We start from the raw sequence: 22,531 nt of genomic DNA, 5'->3' as shown, positions 1-22,531 counted from the left end.
GGATTCCCAAAAATTGTTGTTTCTGAAGGGTGTGGGGGAGGGTAGGCCGATGAAATGGTGGCGGCTCGCGAAACCGGCCGACCCGCTGCCGTTGCGGCGTTGGTCAACCGTCTTCCGGCGTGGGCGCGGAGGCGGTTGACCGACCATAGTGCCTCGCGCGCCGTCTCAGGACCGGGAGGGGAATGTCCCTTATAACTCTTCCCAGTCGGCGAACGACAGGCGGAACGGGCGACTCGAGGGTTCGCACCGCTGTGGTGGCAGCACTCCGCCAGCCTCGCTGTACCACCGCCAGGCGACAGTCTTCGACGCGCTGACCTCCGCGGCCGCGACGTCGATAATCTCACCTCGCCGGATCCCCGCCCAGAAAGAGCGCTGAACCGTCGCCGATATCGCCGGACGTCCCAACACAAAACCCTCGTCATGACGGGGTGTTGCGCTGACTCCTTGAACCTAAGCCGCGATGAAGTCCCTGTACCTTGTGACCCGCAGCCTGGACCCGACCGGGACAGGCCGCGCCCGATGGACGATGCGCTGGAAGTCTGTGATCACCGCCTTCGCCGTCACGTTCGGTGACCGCTGGCCGGGAGCCGAAACCTACTGCTCAACAACGCCGGAAACACCACGGGATGGACCCCGAACAGAACCAACCTGCCCGGGACTGCTGCACGTGGCCGCCGGCTCAATCAACTGCGGCTTCGAGGGCGGGAGCCCCGGCCCGAGGTGCTCGCACAGGCCGGACGAGGAACTACGGTCCGGCCGGGTGGTTTGGTTCGTCCGGAGCGCCGCGGATGAGCAAAGACGCGGTGTGAGCGACGTGATCGCGCAGCAGTTCCTGGGCGCGGTCGGCGTCACGGGAGATGGCCGCTTCGAGGATGTGCCGGTGCTCAGTGGCGAGATCGCGGTCCGGTTCGGTGCCGAAAGACACCGACCACTGCAGATAGAGTTCCGCCTCCTGGCGCAGGGATCGAGCAGTATCGACCAGGCGCTGGTTGCTGCATCCGGCCAGCAGGGTCGCGTGGAACGCACTGTGCGCGGCGGACCATTCGTCGCTGGGGTGGTCCGGGTCGTCGGAGTGCTTGAACGCGGTGCGTTCCAGCAGGTGGTGGGCGGCCATGGCTTGGGCCTCCCAGTGCACGCTTCCCTCCAGGATGGACAGGCGCAGTACCAGTGACTCGATCTCGACCCGGGCCTGGGTCAGTTCGGCCAGGTCGCGGTGCGACAACGGGGTGACGAGGTAGCCCTGATGTGGCCGCGTGGTCACCAAGCCGTCGGCGGTCAGTCGGGTGAGAGCTTCACGGGCCGCGCCGACGCTGGTCTGGTACCGCTCGGACAGGAGCGGAAACTTGAGCCGCTCGCCGGGGGCCAGCCGCCCGCCGAGGATGTCTGCGCGCAGTCGCTGGTAGACAGCCTCCGTTCTGGTCGTCCCGGCACTTCCGCTCATGGCGACAGACTAGCGAGTTGCGACTATCAATCCAACTTTCGAAAGTTTATTGACAAGTCGAACCTCGGCGGCGTAGAACAGATCGGCCGCGTGACGTGCGGTACATGGGCCCATCCGGGCGACCAGGGGCGGCGGTCCGCCGCATCGAAGACACGCTTTCAGTTCGCAAACGACCGGAGGCCGCTGATGTCCTCTCCTGCTGCCGCGACACCGCCTGTCGCGCGGTCCGTGTGGCTCGTCGTCGCTCTCGGCTTCGGCGCGATCGTGTTCGAAGGCTACGACTTGATCGTGTACGGCTCGGTGGTTCCCGCCCTGCTGGCGCATCCCGGGTGGAGCATGTCCGCCGGCCAGGCCGGCGCGATCGGCAGCTACGCGCTGCTGGGCATGTTCCTCGGGGCGCCGGCATCGGGGTGGCTGACCGACCGGTTCGGGCGCCGCCGCTTGTTCATCGGTCTGCTCGTGTGGTTTTCGGTGATGATGGTGCTTGTCGCACTTGCCCCGACACCGGGCTTGCTCGGCTTGTTCCGGTTCCTGGCCGGACTGGGTTTCGGCGGGATCCCGCCGACCGCGATCGCCCTGGTCGTGGAGCTCGCGCCGGCGGGCCGCAAGCTCTACTACAACTCGGTGATGCTGTCCGGGTTCCCGGTCGGCGGCGTGGTCGCAGCGGTCGCCTCCATCACACTGCTGGGACCGATCGGGTTCCGCGGGCTGTTCGCGCTCGGTGCGGTGCCGTTGGTGACCCTGGTGCCGCTGGCGTGGTGGGTGCTGCCGGAGTCCGCTCGGTTGGCTTCGGCCGGCCGGCCGGCCGAAAGCGGCAGAATTCGCGAGCTCGTCCGCGGCCGGATGGCGGTCGCCACCGTCCTGTTCGCGATCGCGAACTTCTGCGGCTTTCTCCTGGTGTTCGGGCTCAACACGTGGCTGCCGCAGCTGATGCGCGGTGCCGGCTACGACCTGGGGTCGGCTCTGACGTTCCTGCTGCTGCTCAACATCGGGTCGGTGGTCGGCGGCCTGGCCGGTGCCGCTGTCTCGGATCGCTTCGGCGGACGCGTGGTGGCGACCACGCTGTTCGTGCTCGCCGCCGCGGCCATGCTGCTGTTGACCTCCCCGCATTCCCCGACTCTGACTTCGGTCCTGGTCTTCGTGGCCGGTGCGATGGTTGTCGGCAGCCAGTCGGTCTTGTGGGGTTACGTCGCCATGCACTACGACACCGCGGCCCGCGCCACCGCTCTGGGGGTCACCTCGGGGATCGGGCGGCTGGGCGCGGCGGCGGGTCCGGCGATCGGCGGGCTGCTCGTCGCGTCCGGGGTCGGGCTGGCGGGCAACGTCCTGGTGTTCGCCGCGGCCGCCGTGGTCGGCGGGGTGAGCAGTGTCCTGGTCCCGCGTCGCGTGGCGGCGACGTCGATGTCGGCGGCGATACAGCAGCCGGAATCGGACCCCGTTCCTTAGCCGGTCGGGGACCTGGCTCGATCCGCTGGTCGCCGCGCGCGGTTACAGCGGGGCCGGCTTTCCTGGACGGAGCCGGTCTGGCCGACACGGTGAGGGAGGACATCGCGCACCGGACGGCGGAGCAGCTGCTGGGTCCGCCGCAAGATCTGAAGTTCGTTGACTGAATCGAATTTGCGAGTCGTGGAGAGCAGCCTTGAACCGGCGCTGACGGTGGAGGGCCAGGGTCCGGGGCCGGCTGGACCGGCCCCAGACCCTGGGTTTTGAACAAGATGACCGTTGGGTTATCCGCGGTGCCACTTCTGGTTCGCGCCGCCGGTGCAGTCCCACAGGACCAAGGGTGCTCCGTCGTTGCCGTTCCAGCCTTGGATGTCGACGCACTTGTTCGCCTGCGGGTTCACGAGATCACCGGCCGCGCTCAGGACGAACTGCTGGGCGGCGTTACCGCTGCACGTGACGATCTGGATGACTGCGCCGTTCTCGGTCGAGCCCCAGGCGACGTCCATACACATGTTGTTTTGCGTCCGCAGTGTTCCGCCCGTGTAGGTCCAGTCCTGGGCGATGGTGTTGTTGCAGCCGTAGGTCTGCAGGTGGACGCCGTCGGCGAAGTTCTGCGACGGGACGTCGATGCACTTGCCGTTCCAGTTGCTGATGATCCGGCTGCCCGACTGCGGGGGCGGGTTCGTCCCGCCGCCGGTGAAGCTGTTCAGGGTGATGCCCGCGGCGCGGGGGCTGCCGTCGTTGACCAGGGATTCGAAGTTACCGACGTCGTCGAAGGCGAACGCGTAGGCCTTGCCGTCGGCCATGTTCGCGTGCACTAGGCGCGCGTACTGGTTTGTCGGGTTGTTCTTGTAGAAGTCGGCTGCGTTGGTGCTCGGCTGGGTGTCGATCGTGCCCAGGGTGCCGCGGTTGAGGGCGGCGCACAGCGTTCGGGAGATCGGGCCGACGACCTGGTCGTTCGGGGCGGCCAGCGCGCCGTCACAACCCCAGACGTTCGCCGAGGACGGTTTGGTGAACGACGCCACCTGCTGTCCGGCGCCGTTGGTGAAGTTCATGACGTTGCCGGTGTTGCGGCCGAAGTACTTGGTGTTCGGTTGGTCCGCGAACGGCACGACGGTCAGCACCTTGCCGGTGTAGGCGTTCCACGCCGAGTTGATGTACGGATCGAGGTACGTGCTGCTGAGCTGGCCGGCGTCGGCTGCTTTGCCGGGAGCGAGGACGCGCAGGACTGTGCCGTCGGAGCGCGTGTAGACCGAGCCGCCCCAGCCTGTCTGCGCCTTGATGCCGTTGATGACGTTGTCTCGGCCGTTCGCGACGAGCGTGCCGGTCGTGTTCACCGCGCCGGAGCCGGTCGTAACGCTCACCGTGTGCGGGATGGCGAACATGTCGACTTGGGAGCTGTTCAGCCAGAGACCGGCGTCGTTGTAGGTGAACTCGCTCCAGTCGAACAGGATGTCGCGGTTCGAGTCGCCGGCGGCCCACGGTGCCGGCTGGACCAGGCCGTCGGGCGTGAGGAAGAAGTTGAGACGCCGGCCCATCGAGAAGTACACGCGTCCGGAGATGTTGCGCGGCACCTGGATCGTCGTGCTGCCGCCGTTCCCCGGACCGGCGATGGAGACGTCGGGTGCTGGTATCGGGGGATTGCCGCCGCCGCTCCACGCGGTGAAGGTGCCTCCGGCGTTGACGTACCCGAGCCGGCCAGTGCTCAAGTTCACGCCGAGCACGTACAGGTAGAGAGCGTCGCCGCGACCGGTGTTGTTGGTGATGGACAACGGCAGGAGTGCTGGACCGGAGGCGGCGGCGGGGGCGGTGCCCCCCATTATGACCGTCGCCGCGACCGCCGCGAGCGCGGCGATGATCGCGGTCAATCTTCTTCGGTTTCGCACCGGCGACTCCTTTGTCCGGGGTGGGTGCTCCGTGCTTCGAACTCCGCAGGCTGGGCGTGAAACCCTTGCCTGCGCGCGAGACGTCACTGGTTGCTAACTCCTCGGAACTGTGGAGCGGGCCGAAGAGGCTGCACAGACGGTGATCGTCGAGGGAGCGGGATCCGACGGTAGAGCCGGCCACCGCGCCAGTCAATGGTCTAGACGTGCGGCTGTCCTCCCGGGCAATCGTGTTGCCCGTGCGGCCGCGATGCAATTTGCGCGTCGGCCATGGACGCCGGAGACTGTCTGGCCGATCAGGAACATGGGCGTTCACGATCGCGTGTACCGGCAGTCCCGCTACTGCGAACCGTCAGCCTGAGGGCATCTGCTGACGAGCTCTCAAGTGTGGCGTGCTTGTCCACCGCGAGCTCGTCGCCTATAGGTCGACAGCTCCGCCCGGTTGAGCTGTCGGCGATTGACCAACAATCTGGAACGTAAGCGTTCCCGACTCTTGTGCGATCGCCAGGTGATCCGCATACTGCAGACGGCTACGTGATCGAACTCAGTGACGAGCGACACCGCGACCGGAGGATGACATGGCCGTCGGCCGAGACAGGAGTCTGGACGCAACATTCGTGTCCGTGACGAGCGCGAGGTACGAGCGCGGGCCGGCCGCCGGGCGCTACGGCGGCCGAGGGTGCTTCGGTCAGATGATCGTTTACCGATAGTCTGCGGTGGTCGGCACGCTTGCGTTCTCCGGTTGAACGCCTTCGCTGTCAACGCATTGAAAAATCGCGTAGAAAAGGTCGTGCCCGAACTGTCCTGGCTGGAATAACGACTGTCCGGCCGGTGACGAGTGGCTCTCGGGCGGTGTGGCGTTGCACGCATAGAACAATCAACCAGTGTTTTCGGGCTGCCTTCTGAAATTCCGCTAGCACAATTAGATGTAGCCGAGTGGTGGTTGTCAGCTGTTTCTGTCTCGTTGTGACAGTGACAACCCGGGCCGCGTCACCATAGAATAGCTGTTGTCGGAAAATTTCCGGCAGCTATTTCGTGACCGCGTCGAACAACGGTGGCGCCATTCCTAGATGGACACCCGCCACTCCTGAAGCTCCGGAGGGGCCGTCGCGTCAAACGGACCGGCGGTCTCTCCGGGACCAGCAGCACCCTTCATCGCACACACCGGAAGATCGGCTCAGCCACATGAAAAAGATCAAGCAGTTCGTGGCCGGGTGCGCGACGCTCGCGCTCGCAGCGGCGGGTATCACGACGCTCGCACCGTCCGCGCAGGCAGCCGCGTTGCCCTCGCCCGACTACGTCTTCCAGGCTTGGAACGACAGTTTCCTCGTCCAGGCCAACGGCGAAACCTACTACACGAACCAGCTGAAAAGCATCGGCACCCAACGTTCCGGCTCCTGGATCGCGGCTCTGAACATTCAGGTGGCGCAGGATGTCTACGAGCGCACGCACAGCGCAGCCGACCGCCAGCGGGTCCGCGACCTGATCGGCACCTTCCTCAAGTACGAAGGCACCAACTGGACTTCGTGGGCCACCTGGAACGACGATCTGGCGTGGATGATCACAACCGTCGTGCGCGGATACCTGGCCACCGGGGACCAGTCGTTGCTCAACCTCGCGGCCGACCAGTGGAACAAGACCTACAACCGCGGGTGGACCGGCGACGGCGGCGGCGGCATCTGGGAGGAAATGAATTCCAAGTACAGCAAGTGCTCGCTGAGCAACAACCCGATGGTCAGTACTGCGGTATCGCTATACCAGGTCACCGGGGACGGCGCCTACCTTACCAAGGCGACGGCGATCTACGACTGGGTCAAGAGCAAGCTTGTCAACGCCACAACCGGCGTGGTCAACGAGTGCATCGCCTTCCCGAACGGGCCGGGCGGCCCGACCGAGCTGCAGGCCTCCGACAACGCGTACAACGCGGGCTCGTTCATCGAAGCCGCTGACTTCCTGTACCGGGTGACCGGAAACGCCGGATACCGGGCCGACGCCCAGCGGACAGCGGACCACTTCCTTAACACGGTGCCGATCGTGTCGAACAACGCCGGCCGCGGTTCTTCGTACCAGTACTGGCTCTTCAAGGGCATCAGTGACTTCTGCACCGACACGAACACGTGCGGCAGGTACGACGCCTACATGCGCTCCAACGCAGCTCAGGCCTGGCGCATGCGCAACGGTGCCAACCTCACCTGGAACGAGTGGACGAAGCCGACGAACGAAGCCAATCCGGACGCGTTCGAGATGAACGGCATGGTCGGCCTGTTCCAGGTCCTGCCGACGTCCGACCCTTCGCCGTTCAGTGGCAGCTACAAACTCGAGAACGTCGCCAGCGGCATGTCACTCGGAGTGCAGGGTGGATCCACCGCCAACGCGGCTCCGATCGTTCAGAACCCGGACAACGGGTCCACGAGCGCGTCCTGGACCTTCGAACTGCGCACCAATGGGTACTACCAGATCAAGAACGCCGGAAGCGGGCAGGTGCTCAACGTCGCCGGCGAGTCCGGCAAACTGGGAGCGGCGATCGTTCAGTGGCCAGCCGGCAACCTTTCGGCAGGAAACGACCTGTGGATGCCGGTGGCCAACCCGGACGGTACCTGGTCGTTCTACAACCGCAACAGCAAGCTGGCTCTCGACGACCCGGCCGGCAGCACGGCCGCGGGGACGCAGTTCGCGCAGTGGGCACCGAATGACTCGGCTGGCCAGAAGTTCCGGGTGGTCTCCCGGGCCACCGGGGGCGGCCCCTTCGACGGCTCCGGCCCGGTGCGCTCCGGCGTCGCCGGGAAATGCCTGGACGTCAACGCCGGGAGCAACGCCGACGGCACCGCCGTGCAGATGTGGGGGTGCAACGGCACCGCGGCGCAGTCGTGGAAGGTGAACTCCGACGGCACGCTCCGAGCTCTGGGCAAGTGCCTCGACGTCGCAGGCTACGGCACCGCGAACGGAACCCCGGTGACGCTCTGGGACTGCACTGGCGGCGACAACCAGCAGTGGCAGCCTTACAACGGCGGATATCGCAACCCGTTGTCCGGACGCTGTCTCGACGACCCCGGTTCGTCCAGCACTGACGGAACCCGGGTAGCGCTTTGGGATTGCAACGGCACCGCCGGACAGCGCTGGTCGCTGCCCGGCGCCTGAGGCGATGACCAAGCGGCAATCGCGCCTTCGACCCTGTCACGGCAAATCAGGAAAGGACTCTTCGTGAACGTGCGAAAACTGGGCAAGACGGCCCAAGCGTCGTTGGTACTGGGTGTTGCGATCTCGGCGGCTTGCGTGGCGCCGACGGCAGCTGGCGCGACGGTGTTGGACTCCGTGGCCCAAGTCCAATCCAAGGTCGTCGAGGCTTCGCCGGCACGCCAGCTCCTGGGCTGGGTGAGCAGCGACGCGTACTTCGAAGCGAGCGCGCCGGCCGCGGGGGTCTTTGCCCTCGAGTACGACCTCGAGGGTACTGCGTTCTTCGATACCTATGTCGACGACGTCGAACTGGGCTACGTGGGTGGTTCGGCAGGCGTTCACCGGACGCGTCCGCTGTCGCTCACCGCTGGTGGTCACGTGGTGCATGTTGTCGGCCCGGAAGGCTCGGGAACGGCGTCGGTGTATCTGATCAAGCTCCGATAGCTCGCTGTCGGTGCTCGATGGCTGTCTCGGACGGAATCGGAGGTTCGTAAGCTCGCCGGCAGGTTGCTGGCCCGTAGGCGGGACAAGCAACCTGCCGGTGGGCTTCAGGTCGTGTGGTTGCCCAACGATGGTCCGCTGCGGCAGCAGCTTCGGTTGTCGCCGGCGTTGCAGTTGCAGAGCTCGCTGTGTCACTGCTGCGTAGAGGTCGATCAGGACACCGTCGGGTCTCGGAGCAGGACTGATTGGTTACCCCACGGCATCAAGGTCGGCGGCTGCACCACCGCGATGCTCTCGCCGAACTCGTCCTGCAACCGACTGAAGAGGGCGTTCACGTCGTCCACCAAGAACTCGACGATGACGCTGTGGTTGGCGGCTGCCCGCGGCGCCTTCTCGTCGATGAACGCGACCCGTCGCGGGTGGCTGAGCGCGAACGTCGCGGACGGCGTGGTCAGCTCGACAAAGTCGTCGATCAACGGGTGCGGTGCCCGTGTCACCACCTCGTGGAACCGGACCATGCGGTGGAGGTCTTCGGTGATGACGCGCACCGAGGCGAACTGGACGGCGTTCGGGGTGGTCATGGCCACGGCGCTGGACCCGATGCAGGTCAAACTCTGCCCCTTATCGCGGCAATGCTGTCGAGGTGGTGAAACCGACGGCTCGTGTCCTGGCCCTGCTCGCGTTGCTCCAAGTCGGCGTCACCCTACCCGTCGCCGAACTTGCCGGGGAACGTGCCGTTGACGACCGTACGGTGCGCCGGTCAAGTGGCCCGGTTCGCGAACCGGGTTGATCGTATATCAGAGTCTGGAACGTGAACGTTCCAGACTCTTGTGCCGCCACGGGGCCTACTTCATACTGCTCGTTCGAGTTCACTGATGAGCCCGCCCCGGAGACGACATGGCCCCCGATGACCGCCGGCAGACCACACTGGCTCCGCCACCGACGACGAGGGCTGGATGGGTGCTCGCACTGCTGTTCGCGGCAAACCTGCTCAACTTCTACGACCGCACGATCCCGGCGATCGTCGTTGAGCCCATCAAAGCCGAATTCGGTTTGTCCGACGCGGAAATCGGCCTGGTCAGCGCCGCATTCACGGTCGTCTACGCCCTCTTCGGGATTCCACTGGGGAGGCTGGCCGACCGCTCTTCCCGCCGGGTGGTCCTCGCCGTCGGGCTGGCGGTGTGGAGCGTGCTCACGGCGGTCACGGGTCTCGTCGGGGGTTTCGTGACCCTTGTCGCGGTCAGGCTGCTGCTCGGCGTCGGTGAGGCCAGCTTCGCTCCGGCGGCCAACTCCCTTGTGGCCGACCTCTACCCTTCGGACCGGCGGGCTCGCGCGACCGGCCGCTGGCAACTGGGGCTTCCCGCTGGGCTCGTTCTCGCGTTCTTCACAGTCGGTGCGATCACCGACGCATTTGGCAGCTGGCGGGCGGCGTTCTTCGCCGCCGCTTTGCCCGGTCTGGTCGTCGCTGGATTGCTGGCGTTCATCCGCGAGCCGGCGCGCGGCGCATCCGAGGTCGCGCCGGTGGCCACCGCGCAGGTGAATACACCGTTCCGGAGCCTGCTGCGCGTGCGCACCCTGTGGTGGCTGGTGCTCGCGGGTGTCGGTGCACAGATCGCTTCCTACGCGGTTGCGACGTTCAGCGTGCCGTTGTTTCAGCGGTACTTCCACACCAGCTTGGCTACCGGAGGGGCTCTCACCGGCATCACGATCGGGCTGACCGGCTTGGGGGGACTGATCCTCGGCGGCCGCATCGCCGATCGCGCCAGCCGGCGCTCGTCCGCGGCCCGTGTCCTCACCGGCGCATACGGGCTGCTGGCAGCTGTGCCGCTGACCGCGTCGGCCTTCGTCGTTGCCGCCGATCTGCCGGTCGTTTTCGTCGTCGTCTTCTCGGCGGGCTGGCTGCTGCAGTACCTGTATTTCACCGCCGCGTACCCGGCGGTGGCAGATGTGGTCGAACCGCGGCTGCGCGGGACAGCCATGGCCGTCTATTTGGCTGCGTCGTATCTGCTCGGAGGTGCACTCGGCCCATTGGTCGCGGGCGCCTTGTCCGACCACTTCGCCGCCTCACGGGCCTTGAGCGTCGAAGCTGCAGCCGCGCACGGTCTGCACCTGAGCCTGGCGATCGTCATCCCCGTCGGCTTGCTGGTCGGCGCAGCCGGTCTCTTCGGTGCCGCTCGGTGCGTCACCCGAGACCGGACGCGGATGCGCAGCTCCCTGCGGGCAGCGAGATGACCGCCGGAAGGCGCTGACTTCCGGCTCTCCACACCGTCACCATGTAGATGTCCGACGGGCCGGCAACATTGCGCCCGGTCGGGTGTGCCAGTGAATTCATGCCTGGAGAACGACATGCAGAAGAGGTTGACGCACATCCTGATCGGGGCGGCGTTGTCCGGCTCCGCCGTGGCAGGATGCTCGAGCGCGCCCGATGGTTCCAACGATACAATCAACGTTCTCATGGTCGACAACCCGCAGATGTCGGACCTGAAAATACTGGCCAACGACTTCACGCGAACAACGGGTATCAAGGTCAACTTCACGGTACTGCCCGAGAACCAGGTCGGTGATGTGGCGAGCAAAGAATTCTCCACACAGGCCGGCAAGTACGACGTGACTTCGATCAGCAACTTCGAGGTGCCCTATTACGCCGAGCGTGGCTGGCTCGAGCCGCTCGGTCGGTACATCGAACAAGACGCGCAGTTCGACCAGGAAGACATCCTCCGGCCCATTGCCGCATCGCCGACGGCACGGGATGGGCTGGTCTACGCCGAACCGTTCTACGGTGAGTCGTCTTTCCTGATGTACCGGCAGGACATCCTGGCCGAGGCCGGAATCCGCATGCGCCCCACGCCGACGTGGCAGGAGGTCGCCGACATAGCTGAGCGCGTCGATGGGGCGAGGCCGGGTATGCGGGGTATCTGCCTGCGGGGCCTTCCGGGGTGGGGTGAAATGATCGCGCCGCTCACCACTGTCGTCAACACTTTTGGCGGCACCTGGTTCACAAAGGACTGGCAAGCTTCGGTGGATTCCGCAGAGTTCACCGAGGCGACCAAATTTTACGTGGATTTGATCAAGAAACACGGAGAACTTGATCCTGAGCGTGCCGGATACAGTGAATGCCTTGACAGCGTGCTGAAGGGCAAAGTGGCGATGTGGTACGACTCGACGGCCGCTGCCGGGCAGTTGGAGGCCGAGGGCAGCCAGGTCCGCAGCCTGATGGGGTATGTGCCCGCTCCCGTCATGCAGCCAAAGGCGTCAGGCTGGCTCTACACGTGGGCCTGGGGTATCGAGAAGGCCGGCACGCGTAAAGACCTCGCCTGGAAGTTCGTCTCGTGGTCCTCGAGCAAGCACTACGAAGATCTGGTTGGCGCGACGCTCGGCTGGGAAAAAGTTCCTGCGGGGAAGCGGGAGTCGACCTACTCGAATCCGCAGTACCTGTCCAGTGCGGGGTCCTTCGCGCAGCAGACAGAACTTGCGATCCTTTCGGCGGAGCCGAAAAATCCCGGAATGCAGCCTCGGCCTACCATCGGTATTCAGTTTGTCGATATCCCGGAGTTCGTCGATCTTGGCAACAAGGTTTCACAAGACTTGAGCAAAGTTCTCACTGGTGACATGAAAGTGGGAGAGGTACTTGCCGCCGGTCAGGAGTTGGCTCAATCCGTGGCGGTCAAGTACAGGAAGTAGCAGGAGCAGGTTGGGTCACGCTTGGTCGAGCCGGGGGTAGAGCACCTCCTTGACCAGCAGGAGGATCGCCGCGGCGACGGGGATGGCGACCAGCGCCCCGATCACGCCGAGCAGCGCGCCACCGAGGAGAACGGCGACCACGGTGACCAGTGCGGGCACCTTCAGCACGTTCCCGATGATCTTCGGCACCAGCAGGTAGTCCTCGAGGAGCCGGTAGACGATGAAGAACCCGACCGTCGCCAGGCACACCGGCAGGGAGACGGTCAGCGCGACGAGGCTCACCAGGACGCCGCCGATCACGGAGCCGATCACCGGGATCAGGTCGAGCACCGCGACCGCGATCGCCAGGAGCGCGGCGTACGGGACGCCGAAGATCAGCAGCCAGACCAGGGTGAGGGCGCCGGCGATGACGGAGACGGCCAGGTTGCCCAGGACGTAGCCGCCGACCTTGGAGAAGATGTCGTCGCCGATGAGGATCGCCCGCGGCCGGCGGGAGTGCGGGATGAGCCGGTACATCGTGGCGCGGATGCGGGGCAGGTCGGCCACGAAGTAGATGGTCAGGACGACCACGATCAGCATGTCGGTCACGACGTTGAAGACCGCTTTGCCGGCGCCCAGGACACCGCTGGTGAGGCCGGCGCCGGAGCTGAACGCCGACTCGATCGCCTGCTGCAGGTGGAAGCGTTCGTTGAGCCGGCCCAGGAAGGTGTTGTGGTCTTGGGCTTCGCGGAGGTACTCGGGGGCTTGCTTGACCAGCGCGGTGGCCTGCTCGACGATCACGGGAATCACCGCGGCGAGGAAGCCGCCGACGGCACCGAAGGCGACGACGAACACCGTGGTGACGGCGAGCCAGCGCGGGAAGCGGTGGCTGACCAGCCACGAGACCGCGGGTTCCGCGCCGATGGCGAGGAACAGGGCCAACCCGACGAGAACGAGGATCTGCTCGGCGCCGGCGAGGAGCTGGATCAGGCCGTAGGTGACGGCGACGCCGGCCGCGGCGGTCATGCCGATGAAGAACGGCGACCGGCGGTCGATCCGCTTGCCGATCCCGCCCAGCGGCCGTTCGGGAGTGCTGATCTCCGCGGCTTCGGCTTCGGCCTCGGCGATCGTGCCTTCTTCGTCGTCGCTGTGCGGCTGTCCCACCAGCGGGTGGTGTCCTTCGGCGGCGGGATCGGAGGGGGAGGTCATGGGACACCGCGCTGTCTCGCACCTGGGGGTGCGTGGAGGAAGGCCGGCGCGGCCCGTGGTGACGGATCCGCGCGCGTGGGTGATCGGCTGTGTGTTCAACCGGAGGCAGGGTATCCAGTCGGACCGGGCTTGAACCGGCCGCCGGGCCGGCTGTTGTTTTCGAAGGCAGTCAGCCGAGGTTCTGGCACCGCCGTCTTGACCCATGACCGGTCGTGCTGGTCAGCGAGATCGCCTCGCCATCCCGTTCGCAGCGGCCGTGATGGGGGTTCTGGCGGTCGCAGGGCCGCGCAATGCGGTCCGAGCAGAGCAGTCTGGCTGTCCCGGCTCGACGCGCAGCGACTGAAGCAGGCGCGGCAATTGCCCGCTCTCACCCCAGATGAGCGCGACCGGTCGCGACATCCCATTCGGCTGGTATCGACCAGGGTCGTTCGGCTCTGGTCGATACCTCGTGTCCTGGCCATTCTTGATGGACGTTGTCCGGCACTGCGGGTATCCCCCCGATCCGCCGCCGGTCGGCCAGGCCTGCCGGGCGCACGATGCACCCGGCAGGCCGCCGTACCGGTAGCCGACCACCGTGCGAGCGCGAGCAAAGAATCCCTTGTTATGCGTTTTGCCGAGAACTGGCACCGTCGCTTGAGGCTTGATCGGCGCGCAGCTGGTGAATCGGTGCCCGGTCTTCTGCGTTCGGGGTGGTGAGCTGGGCCAGGAGGGTGAGAGCCGCACGCGAGGTGGAGTCCGGTTCGGTGGTGACGATGACGATCCGCTGCCCACGTCCGTGGGGGAGCGGCATCGCCTGTTGGATGACGTCCACCGGTCCGACCAACGGGTGGCGCATCCGGTGCGTCGCGATGTCCCAGTCCCGGACCCGGTGCTCCGACCACAACGCGGTGAACTCCTTGCTGTGCATGACGAGTTCGCCGATCAGGGAGGCCAACATCGGGTCGTCCGGGTACTGACCAACGGCGAAGCGCAGCTTCCCCACGACGTCGCGGGCCTTCTTCAGCCAGTCGTCGTAGAGGTCGCGGACGTGAGCGTCGAAGAACACCAGGCGCGCGGTGTTCGGGCGCCGGCCCGGCTGGTCGGGACTCCGCGGGTCGAGGTGACTGGCGAACAACGCGTGTCCGGTGCGGTTCCAAGCGAGTATGTCGCTGTAGCGGCCGAGGACGACGGCCGGGGTGTCGCCGAGGGAACTGAGCAGCTGCCTGGTCGCCGAGGTCACCCGTTCCGGTGCCGGCCGACGCGGGCCGTTGTTGCCGCTCTTCCGCGCGGCGCCGGCGAGGTCGTGCAGGTGTCGCCGCTCGGTCTCGTCCAGCCGCAGTGCACGGGCGAGCGCGTCGAGCACCTCGGGGGAAGCGTTGAGGGACTGGCCCTGCTCGAGCCGGGTGTAGTACGACTCGCTCACTCCGGCCAGTTGGGCCAGCTCATCGCGGCGCAGTCCTGGCACCCGCCGCCGCTCGTCGTACATCGGCAGTCCGACGTCCGCGGGCTGCAACTGCGCCCGGCGTGTCTGCAGGAACCGTCCGAGCTCCGACTTGGTGGTCATGGACTCGAGTATGGCTCGACGTCGCGGCGACGACCTGACCCTGTGAGTGTAGGGCAGCCTCGGGACCGTCACTGCTCGAAGCCCCAGCGCCGCACGGCGAAGCCCGGCCCGGCCTCGGCAACCTCCACGGCGAGGCCGCCGCCCAGGTGCGCGGGGAACACCAACGCGTGTTGCCCGGCAGCCCGGGCGAGCAGGCGCCGACGGGTCGCTGCGGCGGTCGGCGGATCCTCGCAGAAACAGCTGCTCAGATCCGGCGCCACGATCTGAATCGGGTTGTGCAGGAGGTCACCGACGAACACGGCGTGGTCGCGACCGGACTCGAGAGACAGGATCGCGGAGCCCGGTGTGTGGCCGGGCGCGGCTTCGAGGCGGAGTCCGGGTCCCAGCTCCAGGCCTCCTTTCCACAAGCGAAGCTGCCCGGCCTTCTCGACCGGCCGGATGCTGTCGGCGAAGACGCCCTCGTTGGCCGCGGCGAGGCGCGGCCGGTGTCCGCCCTCCGGATGCCAGTACTCGAAGTCCGCCCGGGCCAGCAGATAGGTGGCGTTCGGGAAGGTCGGCACCCAGTTGCCGTCGACGAGCCGGGTGTTCCAGCCGACGTGATCGGCGTGCAAGTGTGTGAGGACGACGGTGGTCACGTCTTCCGGGGCGACGCCGGCGGACCGCAGCCGGGTGAGGAAGTCGGTGTCGAGCCGGTCGAACGCGGGGGTCCCCGGCCGCGGCTTGTGGTTGCCGACACCCGTGTCGACGAGGATCGTCTCGTCGGCGGTGCGGAGGACCCAGGTCTGCACACAGGTCTGGAGGAGATCGGTGGCCGGGTCCCAGAAAGCGGGTGCCAGCCAGTCCTGGTGCGCCTGCCAGGTGGTGCGGTCGAGGCCCGGGAACATCGCCTCCGGTGGCCGGGTCGCGCCGGTGTACTCCAGGACCTGGGTGACGTCGACGGACCCCAGTGTCAAAGTCTGGTTCATGAGGTTGACCCTCTCGTGAAGTCCCGGCCGGGCTCAATGGTGCGGGTGCCGCGCCGAGGGAGCAGGGCGAGATGACGGCCGACTCCCTCGGCACGGGCTCACACCGTCGCGGTCAGGGTCACGTCGATGTTGCCTCGGGTGGCGTTGGAGTAGGGGCACACCTGGTGGGTGGCGGCCACGAGCTTGTCTGCTGTGGCCTGGTCCAGTCCGGGCAGGTGCACCGCCAGCCCGACCGCGAGCGTGAAGCCGCCGGTGTCCAGTGCGAGCAGGCTCACCGAGGACGTCACGGTCGACCCGGCGACGGCGACCTTCTCTTCGCGGGCGATCACCTGTAGTCCATTGTGGAAGCAGGCGGCGTACCCGGCCGCGAACAGCTGCTCGGGATTGGTCTTGTTGCCGCCGGGACCGCCCAGCTCCTTGGGGATCGCGAGCACCTCGTCGAGCACGCCGTCAGCGGTGCGGACCTCGCCGTTGCGGCCGTCGCCAGTCGAGATGGCCTGGGTGCTGTAGAGCGCGGACATGTTCTTCTCCTTCGGTTCACAATGGCGAGATTTCTGGCTGAAGATCAGCGCAGATGTTCGTGGAGCCGAGTGTGGATCAGTGCCGCGCCGGCTGCCTGACCCTGCGAGTGTAGGGCTGCTCGTGGTGAAGGTGATCCCGCCAGGGGCAGGCTGTCCACCGCCGGGCGACGCAGAATCACCTCAGCACGCCACACCGCTGTCTGAATCAAGGAAACAGCGACGCACTGTTTCGTGATTCCAGCCACCGCGGCGATGTCCATCGCTTCGCACCGAGTGAGAGGTCACTGATGAATCTGCGTTTCTCCGGCATGAGGGCCGTCTTCGTCGCCGCACTGGTCGCCACGCCGTTGTCGCTGGGATCCGTCGCCTACGCCGGGCCCGCCGGACAGCTCGCAGGGAACCACCAGGCCTCGCGGTGTGCGCTCACGACGATCGCCGTCGCCGCACCCGAGGTGTTCCCGCACTCCGCCGACTACGACCCCCGGACCGGAACCTTCCTGGTGGGGTCCCTGAAGAAGGGCACGGTTACCGTCGTCGACCGCAACGGAAGCGCACGAACCCTGGTCGACGACCCCACTCTGGTGTCCGTTCAGGGGGTCCGCATCGACCGCGTGCGCAACCGGGTGCTGATCACCGATGTCGACCTCGGAACCGCCGACACCACCAGCACCGCCGGACCGCTGAAAGTCGCCGGCGTAGGCAGCTACGACCTGCGCACCGGTCAGCGGCAGTGGTATGCCGACCTGACCGCCGTCGCGCCCGGCAACACGTCGCACCTGGCTGCCGACGTGGCGGTCGACTCCGACGGCACCGCCTACGTCGTCGACACCCAGAGCCCCACCCTGTTCCGGGTCTCCCGCACCGGCCGGCCATCGGTCCTGCTGACCAGCCCGCTGCTCACCGGCACCCCCGGCCTCGGCGTCCCTGGCGTCCTGCCCGACATCGCCGCCAGCTCGGTCGCTCTGGTGCCCGGTGGCCTGCTCATCGTCGCCAAGGGCGACGGCACCTTGGTCCGGGTGCCGATCCGCCACCCCGATCAGGTCTCCGCCGTCGCGCTCGACACCAGCCTGGTCCCGCTTGCGGCGTCGCTGCGGGTCCTGCCGGACGGTTCGATCGCCGCGGTCAGCAGCGGCCTGCTCACCCGGAAACCCGCGGTGGTGCAACGCGTTCGTCCCGACCTGTCCTGGCGCAGCGCGAAGGTCACCGTGACCGACACGGTGCCCGACCCGATCACCAGCGGCATCACCGCCGGACCGTACGGCGCTACCTACACCCTCAGCGGCGGCCTCGCGGACCTGCTCCAGCACAAACCCAACGCCGGCTTCACCCTGCGCCAGGTTCGCGTCAGCTGACCCACGCCCGCACGCCGGCCGGGCGCGGAACCGATCCCGCCCGGCCGGCCGTGTGCCGCATCGAATCCACATCGGAGTCAACGTGAGCACGAGCATCTCCCTGACCACACGAGTCGCCGGCGGGCTGGTGCGCGGAGCGGCCACCTCGACGGGTGTCGTCTTCCACTCGATTCCCTACGCGGCAGCGCCCACCGGACCACGGCGATTCGCGCCTCCCGCGGCCGCCGCGTCCTGGACAGGAACTCGCGACGCGTCTTTCACCGGGCCGAGCGCCCCGGCGCCACGTCGGGACTTCGGCAGCTTGGACCTGTCCCCGATCCTCGGCTCGGGACAGGACACCGGCGGCGACTACCTCACCGCGACGGTCAGCACACCCGATCCTCACGCCGGTGGCCTGCCGGTGCTGGTATTCGTGCACGGCGGCGGCCTGACCGCCGGCACCGGAGCCGCCGGCGTGTACGACGGTAGGTCCTTCACCCGCGACGGGGTCGTGCTGGTCACGCTGAACTACCGGCTCGGCGCGAGTGGCTGGCTCGACGTCCCCGACGCCGCCGCCAACCGGGGACTCCTCGACGTGCTCGCCGGTCTGCGCTGGGTCGCCGAGAACATCAGCTCCTTCGGCGGTGATCCAGACCGCGTGACCGTCGCGGGCCAGTCCGCCGGCGCGATGATCGTCGCCGCACTCCTGGCCTGCCCCGCGGCCGAGGGACTGTTCCGGCGGGCGATCAGCCAGAGCGGTACCGGGGACTGCGCGTTCGAGCCCGGCCAAGCGGCCCTGGCGACGCGAGGAATCTCGCTGCTGCTCGGCAGGGAAGCCACCGCGGCGTCGGTGGCCGACCTGACCGATGTCCAGCTCGCCGAGCTGTCCATCGCGTTGCCGCCGCTCGACCATGCCGCACACGGCTTCCTCGACACCGCGGTGGGGGCCAGCCCGTTCAAACCGGTGATCGACGGCGTGCTGCTGACCGGGCAGCCGGCCGACACCCTCCGTCCTGGGCTTGCCACCGATCTGCTGATCGGAAGCACCGCTGAGGAGGCCAACCTCTACACCATCCCCAACGGCCTGAGCGACACAGCCGGCGAAGCCGACCTTCTTGCCGCAGCTCGACGTCGCTTCCCCGACCCGGAAGGCCGCCTGGCCGGCTACCGCGACCTGTTCCCGGACGAGTCCCCCGGTCAGCTGCTGTCCAGAGTCATCACCGACGCTTTCGTCGCCGGCAGCCGCCGCTTGGCCGCAGCGCACGTCGTCCGTTCCCGGGGCAGCACGTTCTCCTACGAGTTCCGGTGGGCCTCAGCCGCCTGCGAGGGCCGGCTGGGAGCGTGCCACTGCATCGAGCTCCCATTCGTGTTCGAGCAGCTCGCGTTGCCGTCGTTGCGGGGACCGCGCGGTCTGCTCGGGCCCGGGGAGCCGGACACCACCCTGGCGGCCGAGACTCATGAGGCATGGGTCCGATTCGTCAAGACCGGTCATCCTGGCTGGGCACCGAACAGCCGTCACCTCCTCGGCGAACGGGACGACTGATCATCGCTACCGGCCGGCGGAGGCAGCGTCAGGCGGGGGCACCGCACGGCGTGCCCGGTGTCGATCGACAAGGTGGTTGGCCATGATCACCACGGCCAACAATGTCAAGCCGATCGGCAACCCATAGCGTTGCTCGGCGACGATCCGGACTGCGGCAGCGATGGCCAGCAGGAGCCCGGCGACGAACCACGGCCACTGCTGGAGCCGCGCTGTCACCGGCGAGGTCGGGCCAGGTGCGTGATCGGAATGGTCGGCATCGGTCATCTTGATCTCCATGGGAAGTCCTCGTCAATGACTGCTGGGGAAGCGTCACTCAGGATGCGCTGCCCGGCTGGGTCCATTTCTGTCCCGGGCTGCCGTTGCAGTCCCAGAGCTCGAGCTGGGTGCCGTTGGTGGCCGAGCCGCCCGGGTCATCGACACAGCGCCCGGAAGCGGGGTTGAGGTAACCCCCGTTGGACGGCACCCACTGCTGGTTCCGGATGCCGGCGCAGTCGGACAGCTGCAGTTTCGTTCCTCCGGCGGTCCCTCCCGCAGCGCTCTCCAGGCATTTGCCCAGCGAACGCAACGAATGGTCGGAGTACACCGTCCATTGCTGGTTCGGCGCGGCGCCGGCGCAATCCCAGATGATCACCGGTGTTCCGTTGGCGACATTGCCGCCCTGGACGTCCGCGCACTTGCCCGCGATCCCGGACTTGACGGCTCCCGAGCTGCCGGGTGCGGGGGTGAATCCGGGTGTCGACCACCCTTGGTTGCTGCTGCCGTTGCAGTCCCACAGCTGCACCTGGACGCCGTTGGCGGTGTTGTTTCCCGGAACGTCCAGGCACCGGCCGGAGAGCGGATTGCGGTACGAGCCGTCGTAGGGCCGCCACTGCTGGTTCGCCGCGCCGGTGCAGCTCCAGAGCAGGACTTTGGTGCCGTTGGCTGTTCCGGCACCTTCCGCGTCGAGGCACTTGCCGAAAGCCCGTAACGAGCCATCGGTGTAGGAGCTCCACTGCTGCGCCGCGCTCGAATTGCAGTCGTAGAGCGTGACCGGAGTTCCATCGGCGGTACCTCCCGCCTGGACGTCCAGGCACTTGCCGGCCAGGCTGGAACGCACCGCCCCGGTGGCGACGACCGCTGTAGGTATGGGGCCGGTCGACCACGGGGCGGTGATGTTCCAGCTGGTGTCGCTCATGAAATGGGCGGTGGTGTCCTGTGGGGCCGGTGACCTCCCGGCGCCGTCTTGTCCGACCCAGACGGATCCGTTGGCGAGCCGCAAGAACTTGCCCGGCCGGGACCAGGAGAGCAGGGACGTGCCACTGCCGGAGTTGCCGGGGATGGGACAGAAGGTGGCGTTCCCGGCGAAGGTCGAGGTGCCGTCGTTGTCGGCTCTGACGACCTGCGCGCTGGTCTGTCGCAGGAAGCTTCCCGGATAGTTGTGGGACTCGAACGAGATGCACGAACCGCCGGCCAGGCCGGTGCGGACGGTGAAGGTCGCGTCCTGCTTGTCCAGGTCGGAGCTTTCGCTGGTGATGGTGGAAGCGACGGCCACGCCGTTCTGGTGCCGGACGTACCGGTCGGTGGAACCGTCGGTGGTGGCCTGGATTGACACGCTTCCGTTGGTCGGCAAGGAAACGCGCTGCCCGGCCAGGTTTTGTGACGCCGCGATCAGGCTCTGGTTCGCGGTCCGCACGGCCGACGGGTCGATCTTGACGACTTGCCGGTCGTAGGTGGCGAAGCCGTTGCTCTCGGTTTCGACGTCGTAGGGTTCGGTGTACACGGCGGCGTTGAGGCCCTTGTGGACCATCAGCCCGGTCAGGGCCTTCGCCATGCCGAGGAACCTGTTGGTCAGCGTGGTGGCGTCCGGTTCCATTTCGTAGCCGAAGCCGCGCCCCACCTCGAATTCGTGGCCGCTGACGATGAGCCCGAGCCCGCCGTACTCGCCGAGGACGTTGGCCCGGACACCCGTCGGTGGCGGCGAGTCGGGTCCGGTGTAGGTGTGGTAGTCCCAGACGTCACCGTTGCCGCCGTCGGAAGCACCACAGCAGTTCACTCCGCTCATGTTGTCCACCAGGCGGCTGGGGTCCCAGCTTCTGATGGTGTTCGCGACGCCGGCGGGATCGAACGAGCCCCACCCTTCGTTCTGGTCGATCCACATGACGATCGACGGCGAGCTGAGGTGCTGGCTGACGAGGTTGTGGAACTCGCTCAGCCACTGGTTCTGCGCGGCCGCGTCAGGTGAGTTGATCATCGCCGGCATGTCCTGCCACACCAGCATCCCCAGTTTGTCCGCCCAGTAATACCAGCGCTGCGGCTCCACCTTGATGTGCTTGCGGATCAGGTTGAACCCCCAGCTCTTCTGCTGCTGGATGTCGGACCTGAGCGCGTCATCGGTCGGGGCGGTGTAGATGCCGTCGGGCCAGAACCCCTGGTCGAGCATGCCGGTCTGGAACAAGAAGTTGCCGTTCAGGACGATGCGGGGTACGCCGTCGACCGTCTTCAGGCCGATCGAACGCATGCCGAAGTAGCCGCCGACCGCGTCACCGCCGCCGGCGCCGGTCAGCGTCACCGAGATGCTGTAGAGGAACGGGTCGTCGGGGCTCCACCAGCGCGGGCTCGGGATCGGCAAGTGGATCCGGCTGCCGATGCCGCCGGAGGCCGTGGCCACGACCGCTCCGCCGTCGGGCAGCGACGCGGCCACCTGCACGCCTTGACCGCCGGTACCGGCGCCACGCACGACAACGTCGAGAGCTTGGCCGGGAACGTCCGGGACCATCTCCAGGCTCGTGATGTGGGCAGGAGCGACCGGCTCGAGCCAGACGGTCTGCCAGATCCCCGAGGTGGCCGAGTAGAAGATCCCACCCGGTGAGGTGCGCTGCTTGCCGACCGCGCCGCTGCCCGCGTCGGTGGGGTCGTAGACGCCGACGATGAGTTCGTTGGAGCCGGCGTGCAGGTAAGGCGTGATGTCGAACTGGAACGCGTCGTAGCCACCGGTGTGCGAACCGGCCTGGCTGCCGTTGACGTACACCGTCGCCTGCTGGTCGACCGCGCCGAAGTTGAGCAGCGTGCGACGTCCGTTCCAGGCGGACGGCACGGTGAAGGACCTGCGGTACCACATCCGGTCCAGATGACGCTGGATGCCCGACAGCGCCGACTCCGCCGGGTAGGGAACGTTGATCCGCTCCGGCAGCGTCTGGTTCACCGGAGGTGCCTGGCCGGCGGAGGCGGCGCCGAACTGCCATTCACCGTTGAGGCTCTGCCAATCCGCACGGGTCAGCTGCGGCCGGGGGTATTCCGGCAACGGGTTGGCGATGTTCGCGGTGGCCGCGGCCGTCCACGGCGTCGTCATCGGCGCCGGTCTGACGGGGGCCGCGACGCTGGGAGGTGCCCCGGTCGTG

General features: G+C 67.1%; 16 protein-coding genes and 1 pseudogene. 8 read left to right on the top strand and 9 right to left on the bottom strand.

The features are described 5' to 3' along the window. Positions 1-454: 454 nt before the first annotated feature. Positions 455-598 (top strand): annotated as a pseudogene (locus tag ACLJPY_RS16285) (IS256 family transposase); the annotation flags it as partial. A 147-nt stretch (positions 599-745) separates the two neighbouring features. On the opposite strand, the gene ACLJPY_RS16280 reads toward ACLJPY_RS16285, so the two are convergent. Further along, the gene (locus ACLJPY_RS16280; protein WP_410589368.1) at positions 746-1,441 is read right to left on the bottom strand and encodes a GntR family transcriptional regulator; all 696 of its coding nucleotides are present in this window, start codon (positions 1,439-1,441) and stop codon (positions 746-748) included. Between the two features lie 186 nt (positions 1,442-1,627). Between ACLJPY_RS16280 and ACLJPY_RS16275 the strand changes: the two genes are divergently transcribed. Beyond that, complete coding sequence (locus tag ACLJPY_RS16275; protein ID WP_410589367.1) at positions 1,628-2,887, top strand: MFS transporter; 1,260 nt, start codon at positions 1,628-1,630, stop codon at positions 2,885-2,887. A 281-nt stretch (positions 2,888-3,168) separates the two neighbouring features. Here the strand turns inward: ACLJPY_RS16275 and ACLJPY_RS16270 are convergent, their stop codons facing one another. Continuing rightward, positions 3,169-4,770 carry a beta-1,3-glucanase family protein gene (locus ACLJPY_RS16270; protein WP_410589365.1) on the bottom strand — a complete coding sequence of 534 codons (1,602 nt, stop codon included), beginning with the start codon at positions 4,768-4,770 and terminating at the stop codon, positions 3,169-3,171. Between the two features lie 1,182 nt (positions 4,771-5,952). On the opposite strand from ACLJPY_RS16270, the gene ACLJPY_RS16265 reads away from it, so the two are divergent. Both ACLJPY_RS16265 and ACLJPY_RS16260 read left to right on the top strand, forming a co-directional pair. Further along, positions 5,953-7,905 carry an RICIN domain-containing protein gene (locus ACLJPY_RS16265; RefSeq protein WP_410589363.1) on the top strand — a complete coding sequence of 651 codons (1,953 nt, stop codon included), beginning with the start codon at positions 5,953-5,955 and terminating at the stop codon, positions 7,903-7,905. A 63-nt stretch (positions 7,906-7,968) separates the two neighbouring features. Beyond that, the gene (locus ACLJPY_RS16260) at positions 7,969-8,385 is read left to right on the top strand and encodes a hypothetical protein (protein ID WP_410589362.1); all 417 of its coding nucleotides are present in this window, start codon (positions 7,969-7,971) and stop codon (positions 8,383-8,385) included. Between the two features lie 209 nt (positions 8,386-8,594). Here the strand turns inward: ACLJPY_RS16260 and ACLJPY_RS16255 are convergent, their stop codons facing one another. Beyond that, positions 8,595-8,963 carry a VOC family protein gene (locus ACLJPY_RS16255; RefSeq protein WP_410589360.1) on the bottom strand — a complete coding sequence of 123 codons (369 nt, stop codon included), beginning with the start codon at positions 8,961-8,963 and terminating at the stop codon, positions 8,595-8,597. Between the two features lie 379 nt (positions 8,964-9,342). Here ACLJPY_RS16255 and ACLJPY_RS16250 point away from each other — a divergent pair, with 379 nt between their 5' ends. Further along, complete coding sequence (locus ACLJPY_RS16250) at positions 9,343-10,614, top strand: spinster family MFS transporter (protein WP_410589358.1); 1,272 nt, start codon at positions 9,343-9,345, stop codon at positions 10,612-10,614. A gap of 114 nt (positions 10,615-10,728) precedes the next feature. Further along, positions 10,729-12,063: an ABC transporter substrate-binding protein gene (locus ACLJPY_RS16245; RefSeq protein WP_410589356.1), complete on the top strand. Its 1,335-nt coding sequence runs from the start codon at positions 10,729-10,731 to the stop codon at positions 12,061-12,063. A 15-nt stretch (positions 12,064-12,078) separates the two neighbouring features. On the opposite strand, the gene ACLJPY_RS16240 is transcribed toward ACLJPY_RS16245, so the two are convergent. From ACLJPY_RS16240 to ACLJPY_RS16225, 4 genes are all read right to left on the bottom strand, one after another. Beyond that, positions 12,079-13,206, bottom strand: a complete 1,128-nt coding sequence (locus tag ACLJPY_RS16240; protein ID WP_410589911.1) for an AI-2E family transporter — start codon at positions 13,204-13,206, stop codon at positions 12,079-12,081. Positions 13,207-13,852: 646 nt separating this feature from the next. Beyond that, positions 13,853-14,794, bottom strand: a complete 942-nt coding sequence (locus tag ACLJPY_RS16235; protein ID WP_410589354.1) for a helix-turn-helix transcriptional regulator — start codon at positions 14,792-14,794, stop codon at positions 13,853-13,855. A gap of 68 nt (positions 14,795-14,862) precedes the next feature. After that, positions 14,863-15,759 (bottom strand): MBL fold metallo-hydrolase, encoded by an 897-nt coding sequence (locus ACLJPY_RS16230; protein WP_410589352.1) that lies wholly within the window; start codon positions 15,757-15,759, stop codon positions 14,863-14,865. Positions 15,760-15,857: 98 nt separating this feature from the next. Further along, complete coding sequence (locus tag ACLJPY_RS16225) at positions 15,858-16,280, bottom strand: organic hydroperoxide resistance protein (protein ID WP_410589350.1); 423 nt, start codon at positions 16,278-16,280, stop codon at positions 15,858-15,860. Between the two features lie 308 nt (positions 16,281-16,588). On the opposite strand from ACLJPY_RS16225, the gene ACLJPY_RS16220 reads away from it, so the two are divergent. Beyond that, entirely contained in the window at positions 16,589-17,632 is a 1,044-nt protein-coding gene (locus ACLJPY_RS16220; RefSeq protein ID WP_410589348.1) for a hypothetical protein, read from the top strand. An 82-nt stretch (positions 17,633-17,714) separates the two neighbouring features. Then, positions 17,715-19,154 (top strand): carboxylesterase/lipase family protein, encoded by a 1,440-nt coding sequence (locus tag ACLJPY_RS16215; protein ID WP_410589346.1) that lies wholly within the window; start codon positions 17,715-17,717, stop codon positions 19,152-19,154. 6 nt (positions 19,155-19,160) lie between these two features. Here the strand turns inward: ACLJPY_RS16215 and ACLJPY_RS16210 are convergent, their stop codons facing one another. Both ACLJPY_RS16210 and ACLJPY_RS16205 read right to left on the bottom strand, forming a co-directional pair. Next, positions 19,161-19,430: a hypothetical protein gene (locus ACLJPY_RS16210; RefSeq protein WP_410589344.1), complete on the bottom strand. Its 270-nt coding sequence runs from the start codon at positions 19,428-19,430 to the stop codon at positions 19,161-19,163. A 37-nt stretch (positions 19,431-19,467) separates the two neighbouring features. After that, positions 19,468-22,482, bottom strand: a complete 3,015-nt coding sequence (locus tag ACLJPY_RS16205; protein ID WP_410589342.1) for a ricin-type beta-trefoil lectin domain protein — start codon at positions 22,480-22,482, stop codon at positions 19,468-19,470. Positions 22,483-22,531: the final 49 nt, after the last annotated feature.

Source organism: Amycolatopsis sp. lyj-23 (assembly GCF_046549135.1).
Classification (GTDB): Bacteria; Actinomycetota; Actinomycetes; order Mycobacteriales; family Pseudonocardiaceae; genus Amycolatopsis.
This window is presented reverse-complemented; position numbering and strand designations above follow the sequence as displayed.

Bases quoted from the DNA above. Each gene is read 5' to 3' on its own strand.
- ACLJPY_RS16245 (WP_410589356.1), top strand. From the start codon at position 10,729: ATGCAGAAGAGGTTGACGCACATCCTGATCGGGGCGGCGTTGTCCGGC.
- ACLJPY_RS16255 (WP_410589360.1), bottom strand. From the start codon at position 8,963: ATGACCACCCCGAACGCCGTCCAGTTCGCCTCGGTGCGCGTCATCACC.
- ACLJPY_RS16280 (WP_410589368.1), bottom strand. From the start codon at position 1,441: ATGAGCGGAAGTGCCGGGACGACCAGAACGGAGGCTGTCTACCAGCGA.
- ACLJPY_RS16210 (WP_410589344.1), bottom strand. From the start codon at position 19,430: ATGGAGATCAAGATGACCGATGCCGACCATTCCGATCACGCACCTGGC.
- ACLJPY_RS16225 (WP_410589350.1), bottom strand. From the start codon at position 16,280: ATGTCCGCGCTCTACAGCACCCAGGCCATCTCGACTGGCGACGGCCGC.
- ACLJPY_RS16205 (WP_410589342.1), bottom strand. From the start codon at position 22,482: ATGACGACGCCGTGGACGGCCGCGGCCACCGCGAACATCGCCAACCCG.
- ACLJPY_RS16265 (WP_410589363.1), top strand. From the start codon at position 5,953: ATGAAAAAGATCAAGCAGTTCGTGGCCGGGTGCGCGACGCTCGCGCTC.
- ACLJPY_RS16220 (WP_410589348.1), top strand. From the start codon at position 16,589: ATGAGGGCCGTCTTCGTCGCCGCACTGGTCGCCACGCCGTTGTCGCTG.
- ACLJPY_RS16230 (WP_410589352.1), bottom strand. From the start codon at position 15,759: ATGAACCAGACTTTGACACTGGGGTCCGTCGACGTCACCCAGGTCCTG.
- ACLJPY_RS16235 (WP_410589354.1), bottom strand. From the start codon at position 14,794: ATGACCACCAAGTCGGAGCTCGGACGGTTCCTGCAGACACGCCGGGCG.
- ACLJPY_RS16275 (WP_410589367.1), top strand. From the start codon at position 1,628: ATGTCCTCTCCTGCTGCCGCGACACCGCCTGTCGCGCGGTCCGTGTGG.